We start from the raw sequence: 25272 nt of genomic DNA, 5'->3' as shown, positions 1-25272 counted from the left end.
TGTGCCGACAATCGGCAGATCGTGCCGCGATCCTTCCGCGAATTGCCTCCGAGCCGAAACAACCCCGACAAATTACCGTGGTTGATTTGGATCGCTGGTGAAACTTGGGAGATGACGCACGTGAATCTCAGAAGCAACGTTGCGCGAAGCACCGAAAGCAGTCTCGTCCAGGTCATCCCGACGGGGAAGTCGCTCGGTGCCGAAGTCTGCAATGTCGATCTCAGATCCTTCGATGATTGGGCGTTCGCCTCCTTCATGCGCGCGCTGCTCAAGCACCAGGTCCTGCTCGTGCGCGGCCAGCGTCTCTGTGAGCGCGACATCGCCGCCTTCAGCCGGCGCTTCGGTCACGCCGACCTGCTCTACACGTCTCCCGGCACCACGTTCGGTGACAGGCTGTCATTCTGCAGCCTCTACGCCGCCTATGACGCACTCACGCCGGCGCTGCGCAGCCGCGTCGCGCATCTGAAGGTTCGTCATCTGGCGACCGAGACCGCCGATGACGGCCGCCGCACCATCATCGCAGGCCCGGTTCATCCGCTGGTCGGCAGTCATGCCGATACGGGCAGGTCGATGCTGGCGCTCGGACAGCGTCGACATTCCTCTGTCGTCGGCATCGATCAGGACGAATCCGATGCGCTGCTCGATGATCTCTGGCAGCTTGCCGAGCGGCCCGAGTTCAGCTGGGCTCACACCTGCAGGCCCGGCGATCTTGTCGTCTGGGACACCCGCTGCACGATCCACCGGCACGAACCGCCGGAGATGCCGCGGCTTCTGCACAGTCCGCCGCTGTGGAATGCGATGCCGACAGCGTAAGGCATTCTGAAACCCTCAACGCGCGCGAAAGCTTGCCGTCCTGGCAGCGCGCCAGAGCGTCCACAGCGTCGCAAGGCGCGAGCGGGGCTCTGGCTGAAAAGCGGCGGCGTTGCTCCGATCGGCGCGGATGATATCGCGGCGGACCAGCGCAAGCGGCAGCAGAGCCGCACGTGCCTCCGGTGGCGCCTCCCGCGCCAATTCCAGCGCATGATCGAGATGCTGCCGCGCCTGTGCGCGCAGATCGATCAGCATCGCCTGGATCGCGGGCGTCGCCTTGCCGGCGAACATCTCTTCCTGGCTCACGCCATGCTGTGCCAGCAGATCGAGCGGCACGTAGAGCTGCCGGTGGGCCGAATCCCGCGGCAGCGATGCGATCACCTGGAGAATCCCCTGTGCGATGCCGGCGTGATGGGCCAGATGATCCGCGCCGTCGAACGGCGGCGTCATGACCTGTATGGCGAGTGCAAACAGGGTTCCGCTGATATCGCCGAGATAGGCATCCAGCGCGGCCATAGTCGGCATCGGGTCGTTGTAGAGATCGAACTGATGTTCATCGATCAGACGTGTCAGCCGGTCGACCGGAAGACCGAAGCGCTGCACGGTCAACAGCAGCTCGGCGGCGACCGGGTTGCCTTCGATCCCGCCATGCTCCTGGCCGCTCAGCGCATCGTGCCACCACTGCAGCCGAACCTCGCCCGGCAGCGGCTGCGAGACGAGATCGCGAATGCGGCTGATCTCGACGTTGAGGGCATACAGCGCGAGGAGTGCGCGCCGGATCTCCGGCGTGACGAACAAGGTCGAGGCGTAGCGGTCGAAATCATGCTCGCGGACGAGGCCTGCACAGAACGCCGCGTCGCTGTTGGCGCCCGTTTCGCTCATGGCACGGCAATGAGCGCGGCTGCCACCCGCCGCCGCTCGCCGATCATGACGTTGTAGGTGCGGATCGCGGGACCGGTCTGCATCGCATCGAGCACGACACCGACGCCGCGCAGCGCCGCGCGCAGCGGCACGGGCGGAATCCAGACTTCGGTCCCGGTGCCGACGATCAGCGTGTCGATCTTGTTGGCCGCATCGAAGATGCGCTGCAGGGAATAGCGGTCGATCTGGCCCGGCTCGGTGACATCCCACGCCCAGATCGAATCCGGCAGGCAAAGCAGCGAGCCGCGATGCGACATGTCGGCAAAGGCGAAACCGCCTTTGCCGTAGCCGTCGATGGGCGCGGACCGTGGGAAGTGTGGTGTGTCTTGCGCAGTGGCCATGTCCGAGATCAACTTCCTGCCTCTGGATATGATCCAAAGGCAAGCTTCCTTCGAATCACGGGGTTTTCTTCTTCGCAGCCGGCTTTTCGTCCTGCGCCTCGGCGCGCATCGAGTGCACGCCGAGATAAATCAGGATTGGAGAGGCGATGAAGATCGAGGTGTAGGTGCCGACCAGCACGACGCCGAACATCATCACAGCCGTGAAGCTGTGAATCGCCGGGCCGCCGAACAGCAGCAGCGCGAGCAGCGCCAGGGTCACAGTCACGTGGGTGATGATCGAGCGCGACAGCGTCGAGTTGATCGACTCGTTGAGCAGCTGCGGCATCGGCATCTTCTTGTAGCGCCTGAGCATCTCGCGGATACGGTCGTAGATGACCACGGTGTCGTTGAGCGAGTAGCCGAGGATGGTCAGCAGCGCCGCGATACTGGTGAGATCGAAATCCACCTGGCTGATCGACATGAAGCCGATCGTCAACACGATGTCGTGGACGTTGGCGATCATGGCGCCGAGTGCGAACTGCCACTCGAACCGGAACCAGAGGTAGATCAGGATCGAGACGATCGCGAGCATCAGGCCGAGCATGCCGATGGCCAGGAACTCGCCGGAGACGCGCGGACCCACGACCTCGACGCGACGATACTCGACGCTGTCGCCGATCGCGGCCTTCACCTTGTTGGCAGCTTCCTGCTGCGCGGCGTCGCCGCCGGGCTGCTCGGCAACGCGGATCAGGACGCCCTCAGGGCCGCCGAACTGCTGCAACTGCACCTCGCCCAGTCCGAGCGTGGCCAGCGTCGCGCGCATCCCCGCGATGTCGGCGGTGCCGGACTTGGCCCGCACCTCGAGCAGGCTGCCGCCGCGGAAGTCGATGCCGAGGTTGAGGCCATGGGTGAAGAACAGCACGATTGCGAGGATCGACAGCGCCGCCGAGATCGGAAAGCTGATGCGGCGGAACTGCGTGAAATCGAAATGCGTATCGTCGGGAACGATGCGCAGCGACGGCAGCAGGCCGAGCGCGCTGACCACCGTCAGCACCGCGATCAGGATGCCAAGCCCGATGAGAACCCAATGTGTCACAGTAGCTCCTAGATTGGCACGCTTTGCGGCCGCTTCCACCGCACCCATGCCGCCACGATCAGGCGGGTGAGCGTGAAGGCGGTGAAGACCGTGGTGAGGATGCCGATGCCGAGCGTCACGGCGAATCCGCGCACCGGACCGGTGCCGATATAGAACAGCACGGCGGCGGCGATGAAGGTGGTGATGTTGGAGTCGAGAATCGTCGCCAGCGCGCGCTTGAAGCCGGCGTCGATCGCCGAGATGGCGTTGCGGCCGCCGCGCAGCTCCTCACGGATGCGCTCATAGATCAGCACGTTGGAGTCGACGGCGATGCCGACCGTCAGCACGATGCCGGCGATGCCCGGCAGGGTCAGCGTCGCATTCAGGAGCGACAGCACGCCGAAGATCATCGCCACGTTGACCATCACGGCGATGTTGGCAAATACGCCGAACAGCCGGTAGGTCAGCAGCATGAACACGATGACCAGGATCGAGCCGACATAGGAGGCGAGCTCGCCCTTGGCGATCGAATCGGCGCCGAGGCCTGGACCGACGGTGCGCTCCTCGATGACCGTCAGCGGCGCCGGCAGCGCGCCGGCGCGCAGCAGGATCGCCAGCTCATTGGCAGACTGCACGGTGAAATTGCCGGAGATCTGGCCCGAGCCGCCGGTGATCGGCTCGCGAATGACCGGCGCCGAGATCACCTTGTTATCGAGCACGATCGCGAAGGGCTGTCCGACATTCTCGGTCGTCGCCTGCGCGAATTTGCGGGCGCCGGCCGAGTTGAAGCGGAAGGAGACGATCGGCTCGTTGGTGCGCTGGTCGAAGCCGGTCTGGGCGTCCGACAGATCACCGCCGGAGACCAGCACCTGCTTTTTGACGACATTAGGCTGGTTGGGCGGCGAGGCGCTCTGCAACACCTCGGAATCCGGCGGCACCCGCCCCTGCAGCGCCTGCTCGGGCGACACCGTCGGGTCGACCATGCGGAATTCCATCTTGGCCGTCCGGCCAAGCAGGTTCTTCAGTTCGGTCGGATCCTGCAATCCCGGGACCTGCACCAGGATGCGGTCGGTGCCCTGGCGCTGGATCACGGGCTCGACGGTGCCGAGCTCGTTGATGCGGCGTTCGACGATCTGGATCGACTGCTCGATGGTCTGGCGGATGCGCTCGGTGATCGCGGCCTGCGGGATCGTCAGCCGGATCAGGCTGCTGCCGGCGTCGCTGACCTCGAGGCTGCGCTGGCCGCTGGAGCCCAGCAGGCCGCCGAGCGGCTGGGAGAGATCGCGGAGCTTGGAGAGCGCAGCCCCGACGTCGGTATCCTTGGTGATCCGGACCTCGACGCCGTCGCCACGGCTCACCAGTCCCGTATAGCCGATCTTGGCATCACGCAGCGTGCGGCGGACATCGTCGCGCATCGCATCGAGCCGCTCCTTCTTGACGTAGTTGGAGTCGACTTCGAGCAGCAGATAGGAGCCGCCCTGCAGGTCGAGGCCGAGAACGATATGACGCTGCGCCCAGGCCGGCCAGGTCTTGACCGTGGCTTCCGGAAAGAAGTTGGGCACCGCGCACAGGCACACCACGAGCGCCGTGAGGATGATGCCCAGCGCCTTCCACCGCGTGAAATACAACATGGGAGTGGTCCGTGAGGTGGTCCATCAGAGCCGAAGGCGGCCCTTCAAATCAGGACGTCAAGGAAAGAGGTCGGCGAACAGCCAGCGAGCGACCCGGCGAGTTGGAATCAGCCCGCGGCCTTCTCGTCCTTCTTGTCGTCCTTTGCGTCGGCTTTGGCGGGCTCGCCCTTGGTGCGGACGCCCGTGATCATCTGGCGCATCTGGCGCACACGGACACCGTCGGCGATCTCGAACTCGACCTGATCGTCGTCGACGACCTTGGTGACCTTGCCGACCAGACCGCCCTGGGTCACGATGGTGTCGCCGCGGCGCACGTTCTTGACGAGGTCGGCGTGCTCTTTGACCTTCTTCTGCTGCGGCCGCAGGATCAGGAAATACATGATCACGAAGATCAGCGCGAACGGCAGCAACGACATCAGCATGCTGTTGGTATCGCCAGCGCCGGCGGCCTGGGCATAGGCAGGGGTAATCAGCATGCGGTCGATCCTCGTGGGCCAGTGCCCGGTGAGACAGGAATAGCCGGCTAACCACGCTTCTCTCGGCGCGGGCCGGCCTCTTTGCGAATTTCGCGCGGAATATAGCGGCCGCGGTCCCAATAGCAAGGCGCCCGGCCCCTCATTTCGCCCCGCTTGCGGCGGCCGGCAAGGCCCGATATGGCTGCCCCATCAGGAACTTGCAGCATGTCGAAAAAACCAGCCAAAGCCCCGCCCCGCAACCCCGCCAAGAGCGTGTTCAGAACCGTCTCAAAACCCCCGGTGCAGAAGCCGGCCAGGGTCGCGGCAAAACGTCCCGCCGTCCCTGCCCCCGACGACGCGCAGGTACGGATCGCCCGTGCGCTCGAAGCGATTGCGGCGCACCTCGCAGCAACCCATGCGGGCGCCAATCCGACGCTGGATCTGAATGCGGCCGATGCGTTCGTCTGGCATCCGGACGGCCGGCTGTCGACGGTGCCGCGCGTCAGCCGCGTCGAGATCGATCTGCTCAAGGGCATCGACCGGATGCGCGACATTCTGATCGAGAACACCGAGCGCTTCGCCAACGGCCTGCCCGCCAACAACGCGCTGCTGTGGGGCGCGCGCGGCATGGGCAAGTCGTCCCTCGTGAAGGCCGCCCATGCCAGCATCAACGTCGCGCGCAAGCCGGCTGACCGGCTCAAGCTGATCGAGATTCATCGCGAGGACATCGAGAGCCTGCCCGCACTGATGGACATTTTGCGCGCAGCACCGTTCCATTTCATCGTGTTCTGCGACGACCTGTCGTTTGACGGCAACGACGCGTCCTACAAATCATTGAAGGCTGTGCTCGAAGGCGGCATCGAGGGGCGTCCCGAGAACGTCATTCTCTACGCAACCTCCAACCGGCGCCATCTGCTGGCCCGCGACATGATCGAGAACGAGCGCTCGACCGCGATCAATCCGGGCGAAGCGGTCGAGGAGAAGGTCTCGCTGTCCGACCGCTTCGGCCTGTGGCTTGGTTTCCACCGCTGCAGCCAGGACGAGTACCTCGCGATGGTCCGGGGCTATTGCAGCCATTTCGACATCGCGCTGGCCGAGGACGAGCTGGAGCGGGATGCGCTGGAATGGGCCACCACGCGCGGCTCGCGCTCAGGCCGCGTCGCCTGGCAGTTCACGCAGGATCTCGCCGGCCGGCTCGGCGTGCGGCTGAGCGGGAAGTAGCAGCGAGAATCAGAGCAACTTTCTGGCACTCAGCAGCCCCAAACTTCGTCATTGCGAGCGCAGCGAAGCAATCCAGACTGCCTCGGCGGCAAGACTCTGGATTGCTTCGCTGCGCTCGCAATGACGGATGCAGCTGGTCCTGGTCAAATGATCGGCCTCGCCCGAGGCGAGACCGATTGGCGACGCAAACTTACTGTTACGCCCCGTTGAGGAATTGCAGCGGGTCGACCGGGGACGATCCCTTGCGGATCTCGAAGTGGAGCTGCGGCGATCCCACCTCTCCCGATTGACCCGACTTGGCAATGACCTGGCCGCGCTTGATCGGATCGCCGCGCTTCACCATCAGCTCACTCGCATGGGCATATGCGGTGACGTAGCCGTTGGAATGCCGCACCAGGACAAGATTGCCATAGCCCTTCAATTCGTTGCCGGCGTAAGCGACGACGCCATCTTCGGCGGCCTTCACCGGCGTGCCCTCGGGCACGGCGATGTTGATGCCGTCATTGGACTTGCCGTTGGTCTTGGCGCCGTAGCTCGTGATCACCTTGCCACGCGCCGGCCAGCGGAAGGTCGGCAGCGAGCTGGTGGTTTCGGCCGGACGCGCCGGCTCCTCTTCCTTCTCGGGCGCCGGGTTGGCCTGCGCCAGGCGGGCGGTCTGAACCGGACCGGCGGCGGTGGCCACGCGCGTGGTCGGGGCCGGCGCGGGCACGGTCGCAACCGCCTGGGGAACGGTTGCGACCGGAGCCACGGGCGCAGCGACCGCTGCGGCCTTGCCAGGGACGGTCAGCCTGGCACCGAGCTTCAGGGGAGACGCCTGATCGAGATTATTGGCGCGCGCGAGCTCAGCCGGCGAGACGTGGTTCTGCCGTGCGATGCTGGCCAGCGTGTCGCCGCGATTGACGAAGTGAATGGTCGCCGGTGTCGCGGGCGCGGCGACCGCCATCGGCCGAGGCGCGACCGGCGCAGCCATCGGAGCTGCAGCAACCGGCGCCGCAACGGGCTGGACGGCAGGCGCGGCTGCGACTGTGCCCGGGTGCGGAATGATCAGCTGCTGGCCGGGCGACAGCGCGCGCGGCCCCTTGTAGCCATTGGCGGCCATGATCTCGGCCGGCGTCACGCGATAGCGTTTGGCCAGGATGTCGAGCGTGTCGCTGGTGCCGACGATGATCTTGGTGCCGCCCGAGGGCCGCGCTGCGGCGACCGAGCGCGGCGGCACGGCGCCCGTGGCCTCGAGCTGCGGCTGCGCCGGCGGCGCGTACGCATGGGTCGCCGGCGGCGCATAGGTCTGGGGCGCCGGGACTGATGCGGGGGGCGCGTAGGACGCGACGCCGCGTCCGCCCGACGCAATGCCTCCCGCGCCGCCTCCGGATGGATAGGACTGAGGCGCTCCAACGGCCGGTGGCGGCAACGCAGAGGTGGAATAGCTCGGCACCGGCGCGGGCGCCGGCGTGTATTGTTGGTGCTGCCGGGCAGGCTGCGCCTGCACCGAACCGGTAGAGTCGGATGCAAAGGGGTTGGAAAACGGATTTTGCGTCTGCGACAGCCGCGACGACATGTCGGCGCTGCAGCCGGCAACGCCGAACGACATCAGCGCCAGCACCGCAACCTGCGGCAAGCGGCGCGAGCGAAGCAACTCGACGGTAGCGGGCATGGTTACTCACTCGTACGCAACAAACAACGAATTCGAGTAAACACAGCCGCGGTAAATAAGCGCTTAAGCCGCGAATAAAGCGTTGGCGGGCCTGCTGATCCGCTCGTTTAAAGTTCGCGTGCAATCCCCGGAATTGCCGGCACAAATCGCACGTCGACGAGCTCCTTCCGCTCGAACCGATCGCCGCTCCTGACGACCCGGACGAGGGTCTGCACCCCGTGATGAGGCCCCACCGGCGCCATCAGGATACCGTCGGGCTCCAACCGGTCGACCAGGCTCTGGGGAATTTCGTCCATCGCGGCGGTCACGATGATGCGGTCGAACTGGCCGGCACCAGGCGGCAGCGCGTAGCCGTCGCCCAGCATAACCTCGACATTGAAGCAGTTCAGCTTCTCCAGCCGCTCCCTGGCCTTGTCGGCCAATGTCCTGAAACGCTCGACCGTCAGGACGTGGGCCGTCAGCCGGGACAGAATCGCGGCCTGGTAGCCCGACCCGGTGCCGATTTCGAGCACGCGATGGGTCTTCTGCAGCTTGAGCTGCTCCGTCATATAGGCGACGACGAAGGGCTGGCTGATCGTCTGGCCGCAGGCGATCGCCATGGCGCTGTCGCGATAGGCGTCCGGACGATCGGCCGGCAGGACGAACTCCTCCCGCGGCACCTCCTCCATCGCCCGCAGCACGGCCTGATCGCTGATTCCACGCCGACGCAGGGTCAGCTGAAACATCATCTTCTCGGGCGGAGCAGTCGGGGGCATCGCGATGTCGGTTGTTGGCGTGACGCCAATCTAGACGGCCCCCCGGTATTGCGCACCGCTTTTCAACAGCCTCCGGGCATCTACCGGAAGCTGCGACCGGGCCGCTCAAGCCCTTCCGCCCGAAAGCCGTTCCAGGCGAGGAACCAAGTGCATTCGAATCGGTTGACCTTATGGGCCGATTTTGCCCGCGCCGCAGGGTGACGGCTGCAAAGACAACGTCGTTGACGTTGCGCCATAAGCCGTTATTTGCGACCGTCAGATCGGGTATGGGCAAGGACTGACATCATGACTGCAACGCGGCCGCCGCGCGGCTCTGTGTTTCTGGTTGAAGACGAAGTCATGATCAGAATGATGGTGGCCGACATGCTCGAAGAGCTCGGCTACACCGTCGCAGCCGAGGCTGGCGAGATCGGCGAAGCGATGCGGCTGGCCGAGAGCACCTATTTCGACGTCGCCATTCTCGACGTCAACGTCAACGGCAAGGTGATTTCGCCGGTGGCGGATCTCATCAAGGCGCGCAACCGGCCCTTCATCTTTGCAACCGGCTACGGCTCGTCCGGATTGCCCGAGGACTATCGCGACCGTCCTGCGCTGCAGAAGCCATTCCAGCTCGAGACGCTCAGCAAGGCGATCGAGCATGCCCTGCGCGGTGCCGAGCCTCAGGGCTAGGCGGAGAAAGACGTCTCAGCCGAGAATGTCACTGAGCTTGCTGGAGAACGCCTCGTCGGTGCGGTCGAGGCGGAGCGGCGTCACGGACACGTAATGCGCCGCCAGCGCGGCGAGATCCGTCCCTTCATCGGGCACGTCGAGCGCCGCGGCGCGGTCGAAGCCGATCCAGAAATACGGATTGCCGCGGCCGTCGCGGCGCTCGTCGACCTTGAGGAAGCCGAGATTGCGCTTGCCCTGGCGCGTCACCACGATGCCCCTCACCTGGTCCGGCGCACAGGACGGAAAGTTGACGTTGATCACCGTGCTCTTCGGCACCCCGGCCTCCAGCACCTTGCGCACGATCTGCGGCCCGAACTTGAGCGCGGTGTCCCAGGACGGCTTGTCGCGGGTCGCGATGCTGAACTCCTGCGACAGCGCAAACGACGGCAGGCCGAGAATCGTGCCCTCGAGAGCGCCGGCAATGGTCCCCGAATAGACCACGTCCTCGGCGACGTTGCGGCCCTTGTTCACGCCGGACAGCACCAGATCCGGGCGCTTCTCCCCCAGGATATGACGGGCGCCCATGATGACGCAGTCCGTCGGGGTGCCGCGCACCGCAAAGTGGCGCGGGCCGACCTCGCGCAGCCGCAAGGGATCGTTGAGCGAGAGCGAATGCGACACGCCGCTCTGGTCGAGCTCGGGGGCGACGATCCAGACGTCGTCGGACAGCGCGCGCGCGATCTCCTCGATCACTTTCAGGCCCGGCGCATGGATCCCGTCGTCATTGGTGCAGAGAATCCGCATGGCCACCTTTCCATCCCGTTCGATCGACGAGGTGTCTTATCTGCTGCGCAGCACCGAGGCAAACCGGCGGAGTCGGCCCGCTTCAGCGCCTCAAGGCCGGATCCGCCATTGCGGCAGGAACCTGGCGAGCCTGCCTCGCGTGCCGATCTGGAGCGAGACCGCAGGTGCGGGAGGGGCCTCCGGTGCCTGCGGACGGACCGGCGCCGGCGCGTCGGGCTCGCGAGGAGGCGCAGACGGAAACCGCGCCCGCGCGACATTCAGGGCCTTCTCGAAATCGGCGGCGTTGAACCAGGCCTGATCGCGAACGGTATCGAACACGCCGTCATCCCACACCGCGGCACGATCGATGTCGAACGCGCCCTTCAGGCGCTGATCGACCGCCTGGATGCCGGAGCCGGTGACGGCCCATTGCCGTCCGATCCAGAAAATATCCCGATGCAGGGCCATGGCCGCCGGTGTCTGACAAGCGATTGCTGAGCAGACCCGAGGATACGACCAAGCTGCCGCCGCGCAATGGCGGCGACAGCCCGGAGGCGTTTTCCGCGGCCTTATGCGTCAGCAGCAACCACCTTGAGGCCGCCCATATAGGGCTGCAGCACATCGGGCACGGCAATCGAGCCGTCGGCCTGCTGGTAGGTCTCCATGACCGCGATCAGCGCGCGGCCCACGGCCGTTCCGGAGCCGTTCAATGTGTGCACAAAGCGCGGCTTGCCGTCGCCAGCGCGGTAGCGGGCATCCATGCGCCGGGCCTGGAAGTCGCCGCACACCGAGCAGCTGGAGATCTCGCGGAAAGCCCCGCCATCGCCCTGCCCCGGCATCCAGACCTCGATGTCGTAGGTCTTCTGCGAGGAGAAGCCCATGTCGCCGGTGCACAAGGTGATGACGCGATAGTGCAGATCGAGCCGGCGCAGCACCTCCTCGGCGCAGGCCAGCATGCGCTCATGCTCGTCCTTGCTGGTCTCCGGCGTCGTGATCGACACCAGCTCGACCTTGGTGAACTGGTGCTGGCGGATCATGCCGCGGGTGTCACGTCCCGCAGCGCCCGCCTCGGCGCGGAAGCACGGCGTCAGCGCCGTGAGCCGCATCGGCAGCTCCTTCTCGTCGACGATCGATTCGCGCACCAGGTTGGTCAGAGCGACCTCGGCGGTCGGAATGAGGCCGAGACGCTCGGTCTTGAGCCGCTCATCCGGCGCAATCAGCAGCTCGCCCTTCACGGCCCAGAACTGATCGTCCTCGAACTTCGGCAACTGCCCGGTCCCGAACATGACGTCGTTACGCACCAGCAGCGGCGGATTGATCTCGGTGTAGCCGTGCTCGGTGGTGTGCAGGTCGAGCATGAACTGCCCGAGCGCGCGCTCGAGCCGGGCCAGACCCTTTTTCAGCACGACGAAACGCGCGCCCGACAGCTTCGCCGCCGATTCGAAGTCCATGCCGAGACCCGCGCCGATATCGTCATGCGGCTTCGGCGCAAAGGCGTAGTTGCGCCTGGCGCCGAACACGTGGCGCTCGACATTGTCGTGTTCGTCCTTGCCGTCGGGCACCTCGTCCAGCGGCAGGTTGGGAATCGCCGAGAGCTCGCGCGCCAGGTCGTCGTCGGCCTGCTTTGCAGCGGCCTCGAGCTCCGGCATCGTGGTCTTGAGCTTGGCGACCTCCTCCATCAGCGCCGACGCGCGCGCATCATCCTTGGCCTTCTTGGCCTCGCCGATCTCCTTCGAGGCGGCGTTGCGCCGCGCCTGCGCCTGCTCGGACGCCAGGATCGCCGCGCGCCGCCGCTCGTCGATCGCGAGCAACTGCGAAGACAGCGGCGACAGACCCCGGCGCGTTAGCGCCGCATCGAAACCTTGCGGATTGTCGCGGATCGATTTGATGTCGTGCATGGTCGTTCGGTCCTGGGAACGAAAGGATGTCAGCGAGTCGCCCGGCGTTCGCCAGGCGCGCTTGCACTACCGCGAATGGCAGCCGATGGGAACAGGCCCGGGGGTCCGGGCCGCCAGACCGCCCTACTCGGACGGATTGGACGGCAGGTTGCCGGAGCCGGACGATGAGCCGGATTTGGCCTTGGCCGCAGCCGCCTGCTTCTCGACAAAGCCCACCGCGATGATCGCGCCCTCATAAAGGGCCACCAGCGGGATTGCCAACGACGTCATGCTGAGGACGTCGGGCGGCGTCAGGACGGCGGCGATGATGAAGGCGAGGACGATGAAGTAGCGTCGTTTCTCCTTCAGCATCTGCGACGTCACGATGCCGATCCGGCCGAGCAACGTCAGGATCACGGGAAGCTGGAAGGCGATGCCGAACGCGAAGATGAGCGACATCATCAGCGACAGATATTCGCCGACCTTGGGCATCAGCGCGATCTGCGCGGTCTCTGGGCCGCCGAGCTGCTGCATGCCGAGCGAGAAGCGCACCAGCATCGGCCACACGGCGAAATAGACCAGCATGGCGCCGAGCACAAAGAAGACTGGGGTCGCCACCAAATAGGGCAGGAAGGCATTGCGCTCGTGGCGATAGAGCCCGGGCGCCACGAACATGTAGATCTGCGTGGCGATGATCGGGAACGAGAGAAATCCGGCCCCGAACATCGCAAGCTTCAGCTGCGTGATGAAGTATTCGAGCAGCTGCGTGTAGATGAACTTGCTGTTCTCAGGGCCGGCGACCCAGACGAACGGCAGCACCAGGATGTTGTAGATCTGCTTGGCGAAGAAGAAGCAGAAGATGAAGGCCAGGCCGAAGCCGATCAGCGCCTTGATGAGCCGCGACCGCAGCTCGATCAGGTGGTCCATCAGGGGGGCTTTGCTCGCCTCGATGTCGTCGACGGTCATGACGCTTTGGCGTCCTTCAGGCGTTCGGCCTCGGCCGGCGCCGACACGTCGGGCTGCGGCTCGGGCTTGATCTCGCGCACGATCGCCAGCGGCTCGCCAACGGCCTGATGAGCTTCCGCCTCCACGAAGGTTTCGGGGCGCGGAGCTTCGGGGGTGGTCGGGATCACGGGTGTCTCGGGCGAGGACACGACAGTGTCAGAGGACGGGACTGCATCAGCGGCGGGCACGGCCGTCTCGGCAGGCTTGTTGACCCCCTCGATGTCCAGCGCCTTGTCGACATCACGCTGCAGCGAGGACATCATGCCGGCCGGAGAGAAACCGCTGGCGGCTTCCTTCACCTCATCGAAGCTCTTCTTGAGGTCGGCCATCTCGGCCTCGCGCATCGCCTCCTGGAACTGGCTCTGGAACTCCGAGGCCATCCGGCGGGCCTTGCCCATCCACTGCCCGATCGTGCGCAGCACGCCGGGAAGCTCCTTGGGACCGATCGCGACCAGCGCGACGACCCCAATGACGAGCAGCTCACTCCACCCGATATCGAACATCTAAAAACCCGCCACCGCGCCGACGCCTCTGATCCCGCCCTGCCCGGGCCTGTCCGAGCAGGTCCCGTTCTGGTGCGGGAGTGCGCGCCGCCCGCGCCTCATCAACAGCAGATCAAACGGCCTTGCTGCCGACATCCGTGCGGGTGGCTGAAGGCGTCGCGCCATGATCGATCGACTTGACCGGCTCGGTCTTCTCCGGCGCCTTGTCGTCGTCCTGCATGCCCTTCTTGAAGGCCTTGATGCCCTGCGCAACGTCTCCCATCAGATCGGAGATCTTGCCGCGCCCGAACAACAGCAGGACGACCGCGATCACCAAGATCCAGTGCCAAATGCTAAGCGAACCCATCCTGCAACCCTCCAAACACCGGCGCAGCCATCACCCGACTGCCCGTCGACGCTACCGCCGAAACCGCGCCATATCCATGGACTTGCCCGCGACACTTCGCTTCTAGCATCCGGTTGCGAAACAGCAACACGAACGGAAGACGGCACCAGCCGAAACGGCACGCGGACAGCCCGATCTGGGCGGAAGGTAGGCGTCACCGCCCCCAAAAACAAGCACTCAAGCTCCGCCAAATCACGGCCGGAGCTACGCAATAACGCGAGTGTTAACGGCCAGGCGGCCGCTATTCCTCGCGGTGCGACGAGTCGTCCTCGTCGGTATCACGGTCACCCTCGTCGTGCGTCCCGTCGATCTCGTCGTCCGCCGCGGCGTCATCGGCCGCAACCTCACCGTCGGCCTGAACGTCGACCTCCGCCGCAAGCTCAGCGGTTTCCGCAACGGCCTCGTCGGCCGGCTCATCGGCAGCTTCATCGTCCTGCTCGGCGGCGAACGCCTCGACCGCCAAGCTGACCTCGACGATCTCGTCTTCGGCAGTCTCGCTGTCCGCGTCCGTGCGCGGCAGCTCCAGATCGCCAAGGAGGGCCTCCACACTTGCCTCGTCGTCCCCGACGGCCGCCTCGACCTCGGCTGTTGCTGCCTCGGCCGTTTCGGAGATGGCACCGACCTCCAGCTCAGCCGTTTCGGCCTCTGCCGAGCCTTCGTCTTCAGACTCGGCCTCCCCGGCTTCGGCCTCGACCGCCGGCGCGAGCGCCAGATCGAGATCACCCGGGTCCAGCGGCTCCTCGTCCTCGCGCAAGGTCGGATCGTCGGACGGCGTCGGAACCGTAAAGCCGGTGGGCAGGCGGGAATCCAGCAGGCCCGTGCCCTTCAGCTCCTCCAGACCGGGCAGATCGCCCAGGGTCTCCAGGCTGAACTGGGTCAGGAAGGCATCCGTCGTACCAAAGGTCAGCGGCCGACCCGGGGTCTTGCGGCGCCCACGCGGCTTGATCCAGCCCGTCTCCAGCAGCACGTCCAGCGTTCCCTTGGACGTCACGACGCCGCGGATCTCTTCGATCTCAGCCCGCGTCACCGGCTGATGGTAGGCAACGATCGCCAGCACCTCGATGGCCGCGCGCGACAGCTTGCGCGTCTCGGTGCTCTCGCGGGTCATCAGCCAGGCGAGATCGCCGGCGGTGCGGAAGGTCCACTTGTTAGCAACGCGCACGAGGTTGACGCCGCGATGGGCATATTCCGCCTGCAGCTGCGCCAGCGCGGCCTTGATATCGACACCTTCAGGCATACGCTTGGCGAGTGCGGCCTGCTCCAACGGCTCGGCCGAAGCAAACAGGAGAGCCTCAAGGATGCGCAACGCTTCGGGGCGCACCTCGGGCTCGCTCGCCGCGATCTCGTCGGGCTCTTCCATGCGCAGTTCCGCCAAGCTTGCCATGGCAGGGTCTCCTTCTTCGCTACTCAACCGTCAAGTCCGGCGCAGCCATCGCGCCGGGCTGGATCGGTGGACGCTTACGAAAATACAGCGGCGCGAACGCCTGCTTCTGGTTCAGCTCGAGCTTGCCCTCGCGGACCAGCTCCAGCACGGCCGCAAAGCTCGATGCGAACACGGTGGCCTTTTGCGCAGGCTCGGCGACGTAATCCAGCAGGTAGTCGTCGAGACATCCCCAGTCGTCCGACACCTCGGTCATACCGACCAGCCGTTCGAGCGACGCGCGCGCCTCGGCGAGCGACCAGACGGTGCGCTTGGCCATATGAACCGATGTCACGACGCGCGACTGCCGCTGGATGGCGTAGGCCGACAGCAGGTCGAACAAGGTCGCGGTGAACTTCGGGCGGCGGACTTCCGCGATCGCTTCCGGATTGCCGCGCGGGAACACGTCGCGCTGGAACTGCGGGCGGTTCATCAGGCGATTGGCGGCCTCGCGGATCGCCTCCAGCCGGCGCAGCCGGTTGGCGAGCGCCGTGGCCATCTCCTCCGCACTTGGCCCTTCGGCGGCCGGCGGCTCGGGCAGCAGCAGGCGCGACTTCAGGAACGCCAGCCACGCCGCCATCACCAGATAGTCGGCGGCGAGCTCGAGCCGGATTTTTCGCGCGGCCTCGATGAATTGGAGATACTGATCGGCCAGCGCCAGCATCGAGATCTTGGCGAGGTCGACCTTCTGCTGCCGCGCCAGCGCGAGCAGCAGGTCGAGCGGGCCTTCATAGCCCTCGACATCGACCACCAATGCGGGTTCGGCCTCGGCCAGCTCCGTGGTGGGCCGGCCGGTTTCAAACGACAGAATTTCTGCGGTCATGCGCTCGCGGGTCCCAGCCGGTTGATCAGGGCGTCGAGCTCGGCGCGCGCGGCGCTGCGATCGAAGCCCGTGGGTGCCTTGCGCGCCGCAAGCGCGCGATCGGCCCGGGTCAAAGCCTGTCCAGCAAGCACCGGCGTCTCGGCCGCGACGGCTTGCATCTCGTCCAGTCTGCCATTGCAATGCAAAACCATGTCGCAGCCCGCCGCGACGATCGCGCGCGTGCGCGCGGCGATCGATCCCGCCAATGCGTTCATGGACACGTCATCACTCATCAACAAACCCTGGAACCCGATTCCTTCGCGAATCACCCGCTGGATCATTGTCGCAGAAGTCGTGGCCGGATGGGCGGCGTCGATCGCGCTAAACACAACATGTGCAGTCATCGCCATCGGCAGGTCGGCCAGCGGCCGGAACGCGGCGAAATCGGTGGCGTCGAGCTCGGCTTCCGGCGTGTCGACGGTCGGGAGCCGGAAATGGGTGTCGGCGGTGGCGCGGCCGTGCCCCGGGATGTGCTTCAGCACCGGCAGCACGCCACCCTGCTCCAGCCCCTCCGTCACTGCCCGGGCGATCGCCGCCACCTTGGCCGGCGCGGTGCCGTAGGCCCGGTCCCCGATCACGGCATCGGCGCCGGCGACCGGCACGTCGGCCAGCGGCAGGCAGTCCACATTGATCCCCAGCAGATGAAGATCATCGGCGATCAGGCGGGCGCTGAGCCAGGCGGCGCGGAGGCCCAAGGCCGAATCAAGGTCGTAGAGACGGTCGAACACGATGCCGGCGGGATAGGCCGGCCAGTGCGGCGGTCCCAGCCGCTGCACCCGGCCACCCTCCTGGTCGATCAGCACGGGGGCGTCGGCGCGACCCGCGCAATTGCGCAATTCTTCAACGAGGGCAGTCACTTGGGCGGGTGACTGGACGTTGCGTTTGAACAGGATGAAACCCCACGGACTGGCGTCGCGGATGAACGCGCGCTCGGCGTCGGTGAGGTCCAGCCCGGAGATGCCGGTAATGAAAGCCCGCATGGTCATGCGGGCCGCATAGACCCCACTTCGGGGTCGGTCAAGCAAGCCTTAATTGTTGCTAAACGGGAAACACTGTCCGCCAGCAGTTTTCAACGTTCCGCACATCTTGTTGGCCTCTTCCTTCGTGGCGAAGGGGCCGACCGCGGCGCGGTACTTCACACCGCCCTTGTCGCCGAGATCCATCCGCTTGATGATCGGCTCATATTTGCCGAGCACGGCGCCGTATTTGTCCTGCACGGCCTTGTAGGACGACATCGCCTCGGCTTCGCTCGCCTGCGACGAGATCGAGACCAGATAGCCGCCGGTGCGATCCGTCTGTGTCTGCTCGGTCACCGCCACGGCCGTGGCGATGCGCGCCGGGGCATTCGCCGGCGGCGCAGCCTGCGGCGTCAGCGGCATCGGGCTCTCGGCGGCAGCCGAGGCGTTGGCATTCGCCGGCGATTTGCGGCCCTTGGGCGTCCCCGCCGGCTTGGTCGCAGGCGTCGTCGGCATCGGCGGATCAGCAGCAGTGGCCTGGTTGCCGCCCGTGACGGACAGCGTCTTGATCGGCCGCGGGTCGCTGTTGGGCAGGATGCCGTTGGCGTTGGCGATCTGCGACGGCGTCACGTTCGGCGCGGTCGCCGGCGGAGCGCCATTCTGGCCCATCTGTGGGAACACCACGCGGGGGTTGGTGCCGCGCCCGTTCAGATCCATCGGCGCCTCCTCGCGGGACACCAGCTTCTCACCGCCGTCATTGCCGAGCAGCCGGTCCGGGACCTTCGGCGTCGTATCCTGCTGCGCCATGATCTTGGTCGGGCTGTTGTCGGCGCGGATGATCGGAGGCTCGCCGGTGCGGCCGGAGGAGATGTAGGTCTTGTAGCCGTAGGCGCCGCCGGTCCCGAGAACCGCAAGCGTCAACACGGCGAGCACGGTGCTCATGCCGCTGCGCCGCCTGGGCCGCTCTTCTTCCTCGCCCTCGTCGTAGCCGTCCTGATAGCCGTACTGGCCGTCCTGAAACTCGTTGTCGCCCTGGAAGCCCTGCTGCCCCGATCCCATCTGGCCGAACAGCGCGTCGTCATAGCGCGACGAATCCTGCTCGTTGTCGTCGAAGCCATTGCCGCGGTTGTAGTCCCGATCGTTCTCGGCGAACCCGTGCCGCGAGTCGCCGACGCTGTAGTCGAGCTTGGACAGCTGATCGGCAAATTCGGGGTTCGGGTAGCCAGGCTGCTGCCGGGGGGCGGCCTGCGCGAAATCCGCCTCGGGGAAACCCGGCTGGCCGCGCGGATCCTGATAGCCGCCAGGAAACGACGGCGGCGCCGACTGTTGCGGCTCCCGCCCCATGTCGGCAAAGGGATTCTCAGCCGGCGGCTGCTGGGCGTTGGGCGCACGCTGCATCCAGGTCGGCGGGCCGGGCGGAGGCATGGCGGCAGCGGGCTGTTCGGGAGCCGGCGCCGCGGGCCGCGCCATGGGCCGCTGCTGAGGCTGAGGGGTTCCTCGGCCCGACGCAGCGAAAGGATCGTTCTGCCCGATCAGACGAGCAAGTTCGGCGAGCGGATCGGCATCGGCCTGCTGGTTTCCACCGCGGCCAAAACCATCAGCGGGAAAGGGTCTGTCCTGGTAACGATCAGCCATCGTGATGAAGCGTCCCTGCGGGTGAGCCGCATATGCGTCCTAAGGCGGACCCTGCCAGATTGAGGCCCCCAACTGAAGTCGCGTGTTTCCCCCAATCAGCGCATTGCATCAGGAGCATTAACGCCCAAGATGGCAAGTCCCGACGCCAGAACCGAGACGACGCCCTGAACCATGGCCAAACGTGCCTTGGTCAATTCTGCATCATCATCGATAATGAAGCGTAAATAGGGCAAATCCCGGCCCCGCGTCCAGAGGGCGTGAAATTCGCTTGCAAGTTCATAGAGGTAGAAGGCGATCCGGTGCGGCTCATGCGCCAGGGCCGCGCTCTCAACCGTACGTGGGTACAACGCCAACCGTTTCAAGAGCTCGTGTTCGGCCGAGTCGGACAGTTTTTCGAGGTTGGCCCCGCGCAGGAACGCCAGCCGCGCCCCCTCCTCCTCCGGCAGGTCCGGGAACGCCTCGCGGGCATTCCGGAAGATCGAATGGCCCCTGGCGTGGCCGTACTGGACGTAGAACACGGGATTGTCGCGCGACTGCTCGATGACCTTGGCGAGGTCGAAATCGAGCACGGCGTCGTTCTTGCGGTAGAGCATCATGAAACGGACCGCATCGCGCCCCACTTCATCAACAACTTCCCGCAAGGTGACGAAGTCGCCGGAGCGCTTCGACATCTTCACCGGCTCGCCGTTGCGCAGCAGCTTGACGAGTTGCACGACCTTGACGTCGAGCACCGCCTGCCCGGCTGTGACCGCCTTCACCGCCGCCTGCATCCGCTTGATGTAGCCGCCGTGATCGGCGCCGAACACGTCGATCAGGTCAGCGAAGCCGCGCTCGAATTTGTGCCGGTGGTTGGCGATATCGGACGCGAAATAGGTGTAGCTGCCGTCCGACTTGATCAGCGGACGATCAACGTCGTCGCCATAGGCGGTGGCGCGGAACAGCAGCTGCTCGCGATCCTCCCAATCTTCGGGCGGCGCGCCCTTGGGCGGCGGCAAGCGGCCTTCATAGACGTCGCCGCGCTCGCGCAGGAAATCGATGGTCTCCGCGACCTTGTTATTTCCCTGATTGATGAGCGAGCGCTCGGAGAAGAAGACATCATGCCTGATGTTGAGCGCGGCAAGATCGCCCTTGATCTCGGCCATCATCATCGCGATGGCCTTGTCGCGCACGACCGGCAGCCACGCGGCCTCAGGCAACGCCTTCAGCTTGTCGCCGTGCTCGGCCGCGAGCGCCTGACCGACCGGCTTCAGATAGTCGCCGGGATAGAGCCCGTCGGGAATGGCACCGATGTCTTCGCCAAGCGCCTCGCGATAGCGGAGGAAAGCAGAGCGTGCGAGCACGTCGACCTGCGCGCCGGCATCGTTGATGTAGTACTCGCGGGTGACGTCGCGGCCGGCGAACTGCAACAGGCTCGAGAGCGCGTCGCCGAACACGGCGCCGCGGCAATGGCCGACATGCATCGGCCCGGTCGGATTGGCCGAGACGTATTCGACGTTGACCTTCGGCGCAGCCGGCAGCGGCGCGACCCGGCCGTAGTTGGCGCCCTCACGCAGGATCGTACCCAACGCCTGCGCCCAAACGATCGGCTGCAAGGTGAGATTGATGAAGCCGGGCCCCGCGACGTCGACCTTGGCGACGAGTTCATCGGCCCGCAGGCGCTCGGCGATCACATCGGCAAGGTCACGCGGCTTGGCCTTGGCCTCCTTGGCCAGCACCATCGCGGCGTTGGTCGCCATGTCGCCATGGCTCGGATCGCGCGGCGGCTCGACCACCACGCGCGAAAAATCGATGCCCGCGGGCCAGCCGCCATCCTTGGCAAGCGCGGCGCAGACGGCGTGCACGCGGGCCAGCATGTCGGCAAAAAGATAGGGGGTGGACGCTTGTTCAACCATGCCGCCGCCTAACGCAAATCCGGGGTCGAGTCAAAAAGACGATGGTGCTCAGTTAAGGCGAAACGGTCCGTCATTCCGGCAATGAAATGGCCGATGCGGCGGGCGCGGTCGCCCTCGCCGTCACAACCGTCCAGCCAGCCGGCCGGCAAGGTCGCGCCGTCCTCCTGATAGCGCCCGAACAGGTCCGCCACGATGCGCTCGGCGTCGCGCATCACCCGCATCACCCGCTCATGCCGGTACATCCGCTGCCAGAGAAACGCCTTGATGGTGGCCTCATGCGCGGCGACGTCAGCCGGAAACGCCACCAGCGGACCGGCGTGGCGGCGCACATCATGCGGCGAGACCGGCTGGGCGCGGTCGATTCGGCGCTGGGCCTCGGCGGCGACGGCTGCGATCAGATAGGAGATCAGCTCGCGCACCAGCTCGGCGCCGCGCCTGATGTCGTCGAGCGCAGGATAGTGACGGTCGATCTCGGCGATCATGGCCGCGAGCAGCGGGATCTCCCTGAGGTCGTTGACCGCGAACAGGCCGGCGCGCAGGCCGTCATCGATGTCATGGGCGTCATAGGCGATATCGTCGGCGAGCGCGGCGACCTGGGCCTCAAGCGAGGCGTAGCTCCACAGCTCCAGGTCGAACCGGCTGTTGAACTCGGCAATTCCCGGCGGGATGGCACCCTGCAACGGCCCGTTGTGCTTGACGATGCCTTCGAGCGATTCCCAGCTCAAATTGAGGCCGTCGAAATCGGGATAGCGCTGCTCGAAGGCAGTGACGATGCGCAAGGTCTGGGCATTGTGGTCGAAGCCGCCATGGTCGGCCATGCAGCGGTTCAGCGCCCGCTCCCCGGCATGGCCGAACGGCGGATGGCCGAGATCATGTGCCAGCGCCAGCGTCTCCGTCAGATCCTCGTCGAGGCCGAGCTGGCGGGCCAGGGCGCGGGCGATCTGGGCGACCTCCAGGGAATGGGTCAAACGGGTGCGGTAATGGTCGCCCTCGTGGAAGACGAACACCTGGGTCTTGTGCTTCAGCCGCCGGAAGGCGGTGGAATGGATGACCCGGTCGCAATCCCGGCGAAACGGGCTGCGGGTGCGGGACGGCGGCTCGGCGAACAGGCGGCCCCGGCTGCGATCGGGATCGCAGGAATAGGGAGCACGGGGGGCAGCCATTCCGACCGACACGGGCGATTGTTCCTTTTGCGGTTTGATTCCTCGACTGCGCCCACTTAACTATGGGGAGTGCCCGGCACCAAATGAATAGGGCATGACGCGCTTCCGGAGACCACTTGCCATGACTGATGCCATGACGACTGATGCCATGACGACCGATGCCCTGACCACCCCCGTCACCATCAGCGAGCGCGCCGCCCGCCGCATCGGAGAGATCCTCGGCAAGGAGACCGCAGGCGCGATGCTGCGCATCTCGGTGGAAGGCGGCGGCTGCTCCGGCTTCCAGTACAAGTTCGACATCGACCGCGCCAAGACCGACGACGATCTCGTCATCGCGCGCGACCGCGCCGTGGTGCTGGTCGATCCGGCGTCGGTGCCGTTCCTGGCCGGCTCCGAAGTCGACTTCGTCGACGACCTGATGGGCGCCTCGTTCCGGATCAACAATCCCAATGCCACCGCCTCGTGCGGCTGCGGCACCAGCTTCTCGGTCTAGCCTCCCCGCGCCTCAGGCCTCCGCCGTCACGACCGGGCTGTCCGAAGGCGCAAGCTCCGGCGCCTCGACGCTCGGCGCCGACATCCCGATCGCCTTCAGCATCGCCGCCACCATCGCCGGCTTGCGCAGCGGCTTGGCCAGGAAGTCGGTCATGCCAGCCTCGCGGCATTGCTTGATGTCGTCGGGGAAGGCGTTGGCGGTCAGCGCGATGATCGGCAGCTCGGCGAGCCGGCCGCCTTTGGCCCGGATCGTCCGCGTCGCCGTGATGCCGTCCATCTCGGGCATGCGGACGTCCATCAGCACCAGATCGAACTCCTGCTCGGAGGCAGCCTTCACCGCCTGCAGGCCGTCCGGCACGATGCATTTGTCGACCGCGAACTCCTGCAGCATCTTCGATACCACCATGCGGTTGGTGGCATCGTCCTCGGCGATCAGCACGCGCAGCGGACGGCCGAGCGCCGCGATCCGCGCCTTGAGATCGCCGGCGCCGACCCGGTCGCCGCGCTGATCCGAGACCTGCTTGTCGCTCCACGGCAGCGTCAGGCTGAAACGGAAGGTCGAGCCTTCGCCCTGCACCGAGGATACCGCGATCGTCCCGCCCATCTGTTCGATGATGCGCCGGGAGATCGCGAGCCCCAGCCCGGTGCCGCCGAAGCGGCGGTTGATCGAGGCATCGGCCTGGGCGAAATCGGTGAACAGCTTGCCGACGCGGTCGGTGGGAATGCCGATGCCGGTGTCGGAGACGCGCCACTCGATCGTCGCCTTGTGATCATCGCGCGTCCGGCAGGCGACTGCGATAGTGACGCCGCCCTGCTCGGTGAACTTCACCGCGTTGGAGGCGAGGTTGATCAGCACCTGGCGGATGCGTGCGACGTCGCCCTTGAGCGACGGCGGCAGCTTCGTGTCGATGTCCGCATTGACCAGCAGGCTCTTCGATTTCGCGTTGACGCCGATGATGGCGGTGACGGCCTCGACCAGCGCCGCCGGCGAGAAGTCGACCGTCTCGAACTCCAGCTTGCCGGCGTTGAGCTTCGACAGATCGAGGATGTCGTTGAGGATGCGCTGCAGATTGTCGCCGGACTCGCGGATCGTCATCACGGCGTGACGCTGGTCGTCGTCGAGCTTGGTCTCCAGCAGGGTCGAGGCAAGACCGAGCACGCCGTTCATCGGGGTGCGGATCTCGTGGCTCATCATCGCCAGGAAGTCGGACTTCGCCCGGCTCTCGGCTTCCGCCTGCTCGGCGCGCCAGCGCTCGGTGACGTCGCGCCCGAAGCCGCGATAGCCGGCGAACTTGCCGTCATAGTCGCGCGCCGGCCGCGCGGTCAGCGCCCAGCGCCGGCGCTCGCCTCCGGCAACCACCACATGGATCAGGCTCTCCGGAATCGACAGCCGCTGCGCCATGCGGTCGGCCAATGATTTGAGCGTCGCCGTATCCGTCGGGCAGAGATATTTCAGCGTGTCGATCAGCCGCTCGCCCTTGAGCTGGTCGAGCGGCAACTGGGCCACGTCGGCAAAGCGCTGCGGCGCGTCGATCAGGCGGCCCTCGGCGTCGGTCTGCCACAGCCAGCTCGAGGCGTTCTCCTGAAACTCCTTCAGCAGCAGCGAGATCGTCTCGTTCTGCCGCTCGTGACGGATCTGCGCCTTCAGGTTCTCCAGGAACACGTTGCCGTGCGACACGAGGTGGCGCACCATGAACGACGTGTACAGCAGCAGAAAGACGACGAGGACCAGATAGGTCGGAGCGCCGCAGAGAAACAGCGAGCCGACCGAGCAGAGCATCAAGGTCCAAGTATAGGCGAGGCCTGCCCGCGGCACGCTCGACATCGCGAACGCGCCGCCGGAGATCATTCCGGTCATCAGCGAGCCGACGATGATCTGCAGATGCGGATCGACCTGCGGCATCACGATCAGCGGCAGCGATCCCCAGATGCAGGCCAGAAAAAACGCCTGCAGCGTCATTCGACGCGTGGCGCGTTCGGACGCCTCCTGCGGACGCGATTGCCGCGCGCGCCACCAGCCGCGCAGCGCCAGGCCGCCGGCCACGGCGATCGCCGTGCCCCACGTGGCCAGAAAGAGATTGGAAACGGTGTTCCAGAACACGCCGAGAATGATGGCCGCGTTCGCGAAGTTGATGCCGATGGTCACCGGGACGAGGCGCGCGACGGCATCGATCTGCCGTGCCCGGATGCGGCGGCGGTCGCGCTCCGTCAGAGCTTCGTCGTCGAGACCTTCGATGGCGCCGAAGCCGCCGATCCAAAGGAAGAAGGCCCCCAGCGGACTGCCGCCGGCCGTTCGCTTCGAGCTCGAGGGATCGCCAGGCCAATTCATGAGGGCGCAGAACCTTCCTTGTGATCCCCTGCCATGCCTGATCGGCTGCTTCAGCCGCGTTAATTGTCTCGCCCGTAGAATTACGGAACCCGGACTTCGCGGCGCAAACCCGCCTCGTGGGCCAGACATCCGGCACCCTGCAATCGGCGCGCAACCGACAGTCTGGGAATGCTGATCGTCACATGCAGATCGTCGTTCTCGCGGCATGATTGGCCCGAGTCATGATCGTCGACGTGACCCCCCGTTCAGTCGAGGGCGCAGGGAATGCCGGGTGCTGGCCGCAACCCATGGCCCGCCTGCAGCAAAAAAGCAGGCGGCAGTCACCACAGGTCCAGCCGGTCAACCGGCATTCCCTGCGCGATGGCTTTACGTCTTATGCGTACTCTCCCCGGGGATCGGGCTGTCTTGCCCCCGTGACCGGCGGATCATCGTCACCACCGGCGTAGCATCAGCGTCGAGATGCCAGGACCATACGTTTTCGAC

The 25272-nt window shown here is 65.9% G+C and carries 24 protein-coding genes; 4 read left to right on the top strand and 20 right to left on the bottom strand.

What is annotated here, in order from left to right; translation table 11 throughout:
• Positions 1-120: 120 nt before the first annotated feature.
• Positions 121-813: a TauD/TfdA dioxygenase family protein gene (locus QQL87_RS04705; protein ID WP_502871132.1), complete on the top strand. Its 693-nt coding sequence runs from the start codon at positions 121-123 to the stop codon at positions 811-813.
• A 15-nt stretch (positions 814-828) separates the two neighbouring features.
• Here the strand turns inward: QQL87_RS04705 and QQL87_RS04700 are convergent, their stop codons facing one another.
• From QQL87_RS04700 to yajC, 5 genes are all read right to left on the bottom strand, one after another.
• Positions 829-1692 carry a phytoene/squalene synthase family protein gene (locus QQL87_RS04700; RefSeq protein ID WP_284423341.1) on the bottom strand — a complete coding sequence of 288 codons (864 nt, stop codon included), beginning with the start codon at positions 1690-1692 and terminating at the stop codon, positions 829-831.
• A complete protein-coding gene (locus tag QQL87_RS04695) occupies positions 1689-2072 on the bottom strand; it encodes an Mth938-like domain-containing protein (RefSeq protein WP_284423342.1) in 384 nt (127 codons plus the stop codon). The genes QQL87_RS04700 and QQL87_RS04695 overlap by 4 nt, the downstream gene beginning before the upstream one ends.
• A gap of 55 nt (positions 2073-2127) precedes the next feature.
• On the bottom strand, positions 2128-3147 hold the full coding sequence (gene secF, locus QQL87_RS04690; protein ID WP_284423343.1) for a protein translocase subunit SecF: 1020 nt from the start codon (positions 3145-3147) through the stop codon (positions 2128-2130).
• Between the two features lie 8 nt (positions 3148-3155).
• Positions 3156-4757: a protein translocase subunit SecD gene (gene secD, locus QQL87_RS04685; protein WP_284423344.1), complete on the bottom strand. Its 1602-nt coding sequence runs from the start codon at positions 4755-4757 to the stop codon at positions 3156-3158.
• Positions 4758-4864: 107 nt separating this feature from the next.
• Positions 4865-5233, bottom strand: coding sequence for a preprotein translocase subunit YajC (gene yajC / locus QQL87_RS04680; RefSeq protein WP_284423345.1), 369 nt, complete (start codon positions 5231-5233; stop codon positions 4865-4867).
• 204 nt (positions 5234-5437) lie between these two features.
• On the opposite strand from yajC, the gene QQL87_RS04675 reads away from it, so the two are divergent.
• A complete protein-coding gene (locus QQL87_RS04675; RefSeq protein ID WP_284423346.1) occupies positions 5438-6433 on the top strand; it encodes an ATP-binding protein in 996 nt (331 codons plus the stop codon).
• Positions 6434-6629: 196 nt separating this feature from the next.
• Here QQL87_RS04675 and QQL87_RS04670 read toward each other — a convergent pair whose 3' ends face one another.
• Complete coding sequence (locus QQL87_RS04670) at positions 6630-8084, bottom strand: peptidoglycan DD-metalloendopeptidase family protein (protein WP_284423347.1); 1455 nt, start codon at positions 8082-8084, stop codon at positions 6630-6632.
• A gap of 107 nt (positions 8085-8191) precedes the next feature.
• A complete protein-coding gene (locus QQL87_RS04665) occupies positions 8192-8839 on the bottom strand; it encodes a protein-L-isoaspartate(D-aspartate) O-methyltransferase (protein ID WP_284423348.1) in 648 nt (215 codons plus the stop codon).
• A 285-nt stretch (positions 8840-9124) separates the two neighbouring features.
• Here QQL87_RS04665 and QQL87_RS04660 point away from each other — a divergent pair, with 285 nt between their 5' ends.
• The gene (locus QQL87_RS04660) at positions 9125-9508 is read left to right on the top strand and encodes a response regulator (protein WP_284423349.1); all 384 of its coding nucleotides are present in this window, start codon (positions 9125-9127) and stop codon (positions 9506-9508) included.
• Positions 9509-9523: 15 nt separating this feature from the next.
• Here QQL87_RS04660 and surE read toward each other — a convergent pair whose 3' ends face one another.
• From surE to QQL87_RS04600, 12 genes are all read right to left on the bottom strand, one after another.
• Positions 9524-10291 (bottom strand): 5'/3'-nucleotidase SurE, encoded by a 768-nt coding sequence (gene surE, locus QQL87_RS04655; RefSeq protein WP_284423350.1) that lies wholly within the window; start codon positions 10289-10291, stop codon positions 9524-9526.
• A gap of 90 nt (positions 10292-10381) precedes the next feature.
• Positions 10382-10738, bottom strand: coding sequence for a hypothetical protein (locus QQL87_RS04650; protein ID WP_284423351.1), 357 nt, complete (start codon positions 10736-10738; stop codon positions 10382-10384).
• Positions 10739-10839: 101 nt separating this feature from the next.
• On the bottom strand, positions 10840-12168 hold the full coding sequence (gene serS, locus QQL87_RS04645; RefSeq protein ID WP_284423352.1) for a serine--tRNA ligase: 1329 nt from the start codon (positions 12166-12168) through the stop codon (positions 10840-10842).
• Between the two features lie 123 nt (positions 12169-12291).
• Positions 12292-13113 (bottom strand): twin-arginine translocase subunit TatC, encoded by an 822-nt coding sequence (tatC, locus tag QQL87_RS04640; RefSeq protein WP_284423353.1) that lies wholly within the window; start codon positions 13111-13113, stop codon positions 12292-12294.
• Positions 13110-13655 (bottom strand): Sec-independent protein translocase protein TatB, encoded by a 546-nt coding sequence (gene tatB / locus QQL87_RS04635; RefSeq protein ID WP_284423354.1) that lies wholly within the window; start codon positions 13653-13655, stop codon positions 13110-13112. The genes tatC and tatB overlap by 4 nt, the downstream gene beginning before the upstream one ends.
• A 112-nt stretch (positions 13656-13767) precedes the next feature.
• Positions 13768-14001: a twin-arginine translocase TatA/TatE family subunit gene (locus tag QQL87_RS04630; protein WP_284423355.1), complete on the bottom strand. Its 234-nt coding sequence runs from the start codon at positions 13999-14001 to the stop codon at positions 13768-13770.
• Between the two features lie 280 nt (positions 14002-14281).
• A complete protein-coding gene (gene scpB / locus QQL87_RS04625) occupies positions 14282-15424 on the bottom strand; it encodes an SMC-Scp complex subunit ScpB (protein WP_284423356.1) in 1143 nt (380 codons plus the stop codon).
• Positions 15425-15443: 19 nt separating this feature from the next.
• A complete protein-coding gene (locus tag QQL87_RS04620) occupies positions 15444-16283 on the bottom strand; it encodes a segregation and condensation protein A (protein WP_284423357.1) in 840 nt (279 codons plus the stop codon).
• Positions 16280-17308 (bottom strand): beta-N-acetylhexosaminidase, encoded by a 1029-nt coding sequence (nagZ, locus tag QQL87_RS04615; RefSeq protein ID WP_284423358.1) that lies wholly within the window; start codon positions 17306-17308, stop codon positions 16280-16282. The genes QQL87_RS04620 and nagZ overlap by 4 nt, the downstream gene beginning before the upstream one ends.
• Before the next feature lie 42 nt (positions 17309-17350).
• On the bottom strand, positions 17351-18913 hold the full coding sequence (locus QQL87_RS04610; protein WP_284423359.1) for an SPOR domain-containing protein: 1563 nt from the start codon (positions 18911-18913) through the stop codon (positions 17351-17353).
• Between the two features lie 95 nt (positions 18914-19008).
• Entirely contained in the window at positions 19009-20805 is a 1797-nt protein-coding gene (gene argS, locus QQL87_RS04605) for an arginine--tRNA ligase (RefSeq protein ID WP_284423360.1), read from the bottom strand.
• Between the two features lie 8 nt (positions 20806-20813).
• Positions 20814-21980: a deoxyguanosinetriphosphate triphosphohydrolase gene (locus QQL87_RS04600; protein WP_284423361.1), complete on the bottom strand. Its 1167-nt coding sequence runs from the start codon at positions 21978-21980 to the stop codon at positions 20814-20816.
• A 109-nt stretch (positions 21981-22089) separates the two neighbouring features.
• Between QQL87_RS04600 and erpA the strand changes: the two genes are divergently transcribed.
• Complete coding sequence (gene erpA, locus QQL87_RS04595; protein WP_502871131.1) at positions 22090-22461, top strand: iron-sulfur cluster insertion protein ErpA; 372 nt, start codon at positions 22090-22092, stop codon at positions 22459-22461.
• Positions 22462-22473: 12 nt separating this feature from the next.
• On the opposite strand, the gene QQL87_RS04590 is transcribed toward erpA, so the two are convergent.
• On the bottom strand, positions 22474-24789 hold the full coding sequence (locus QQL87_RS04590) for an ATP-binding protein (protein WP_284423362.1): 2316 nt from the start codon (positions 24787-24789) through the stop codon (positions 22474-22476).
• Positions 24790-25272: the final 483 nt, after the last annotated feature.

The sequence above is a fragment of the Bradyrhizobium sp. SSBR45G genome (genome assembly GCF_030159255.1).
Taxonomy (GTDB): domain Bacteria; phylum Pseudomonadota; class Alphaproteobacteria; order Rhizobiales; family Xanthobacteraceae; genus Bradyrhizobium.
This window is presented reverse-complemented; position numbering and strand designations above follow the sequence as displayed.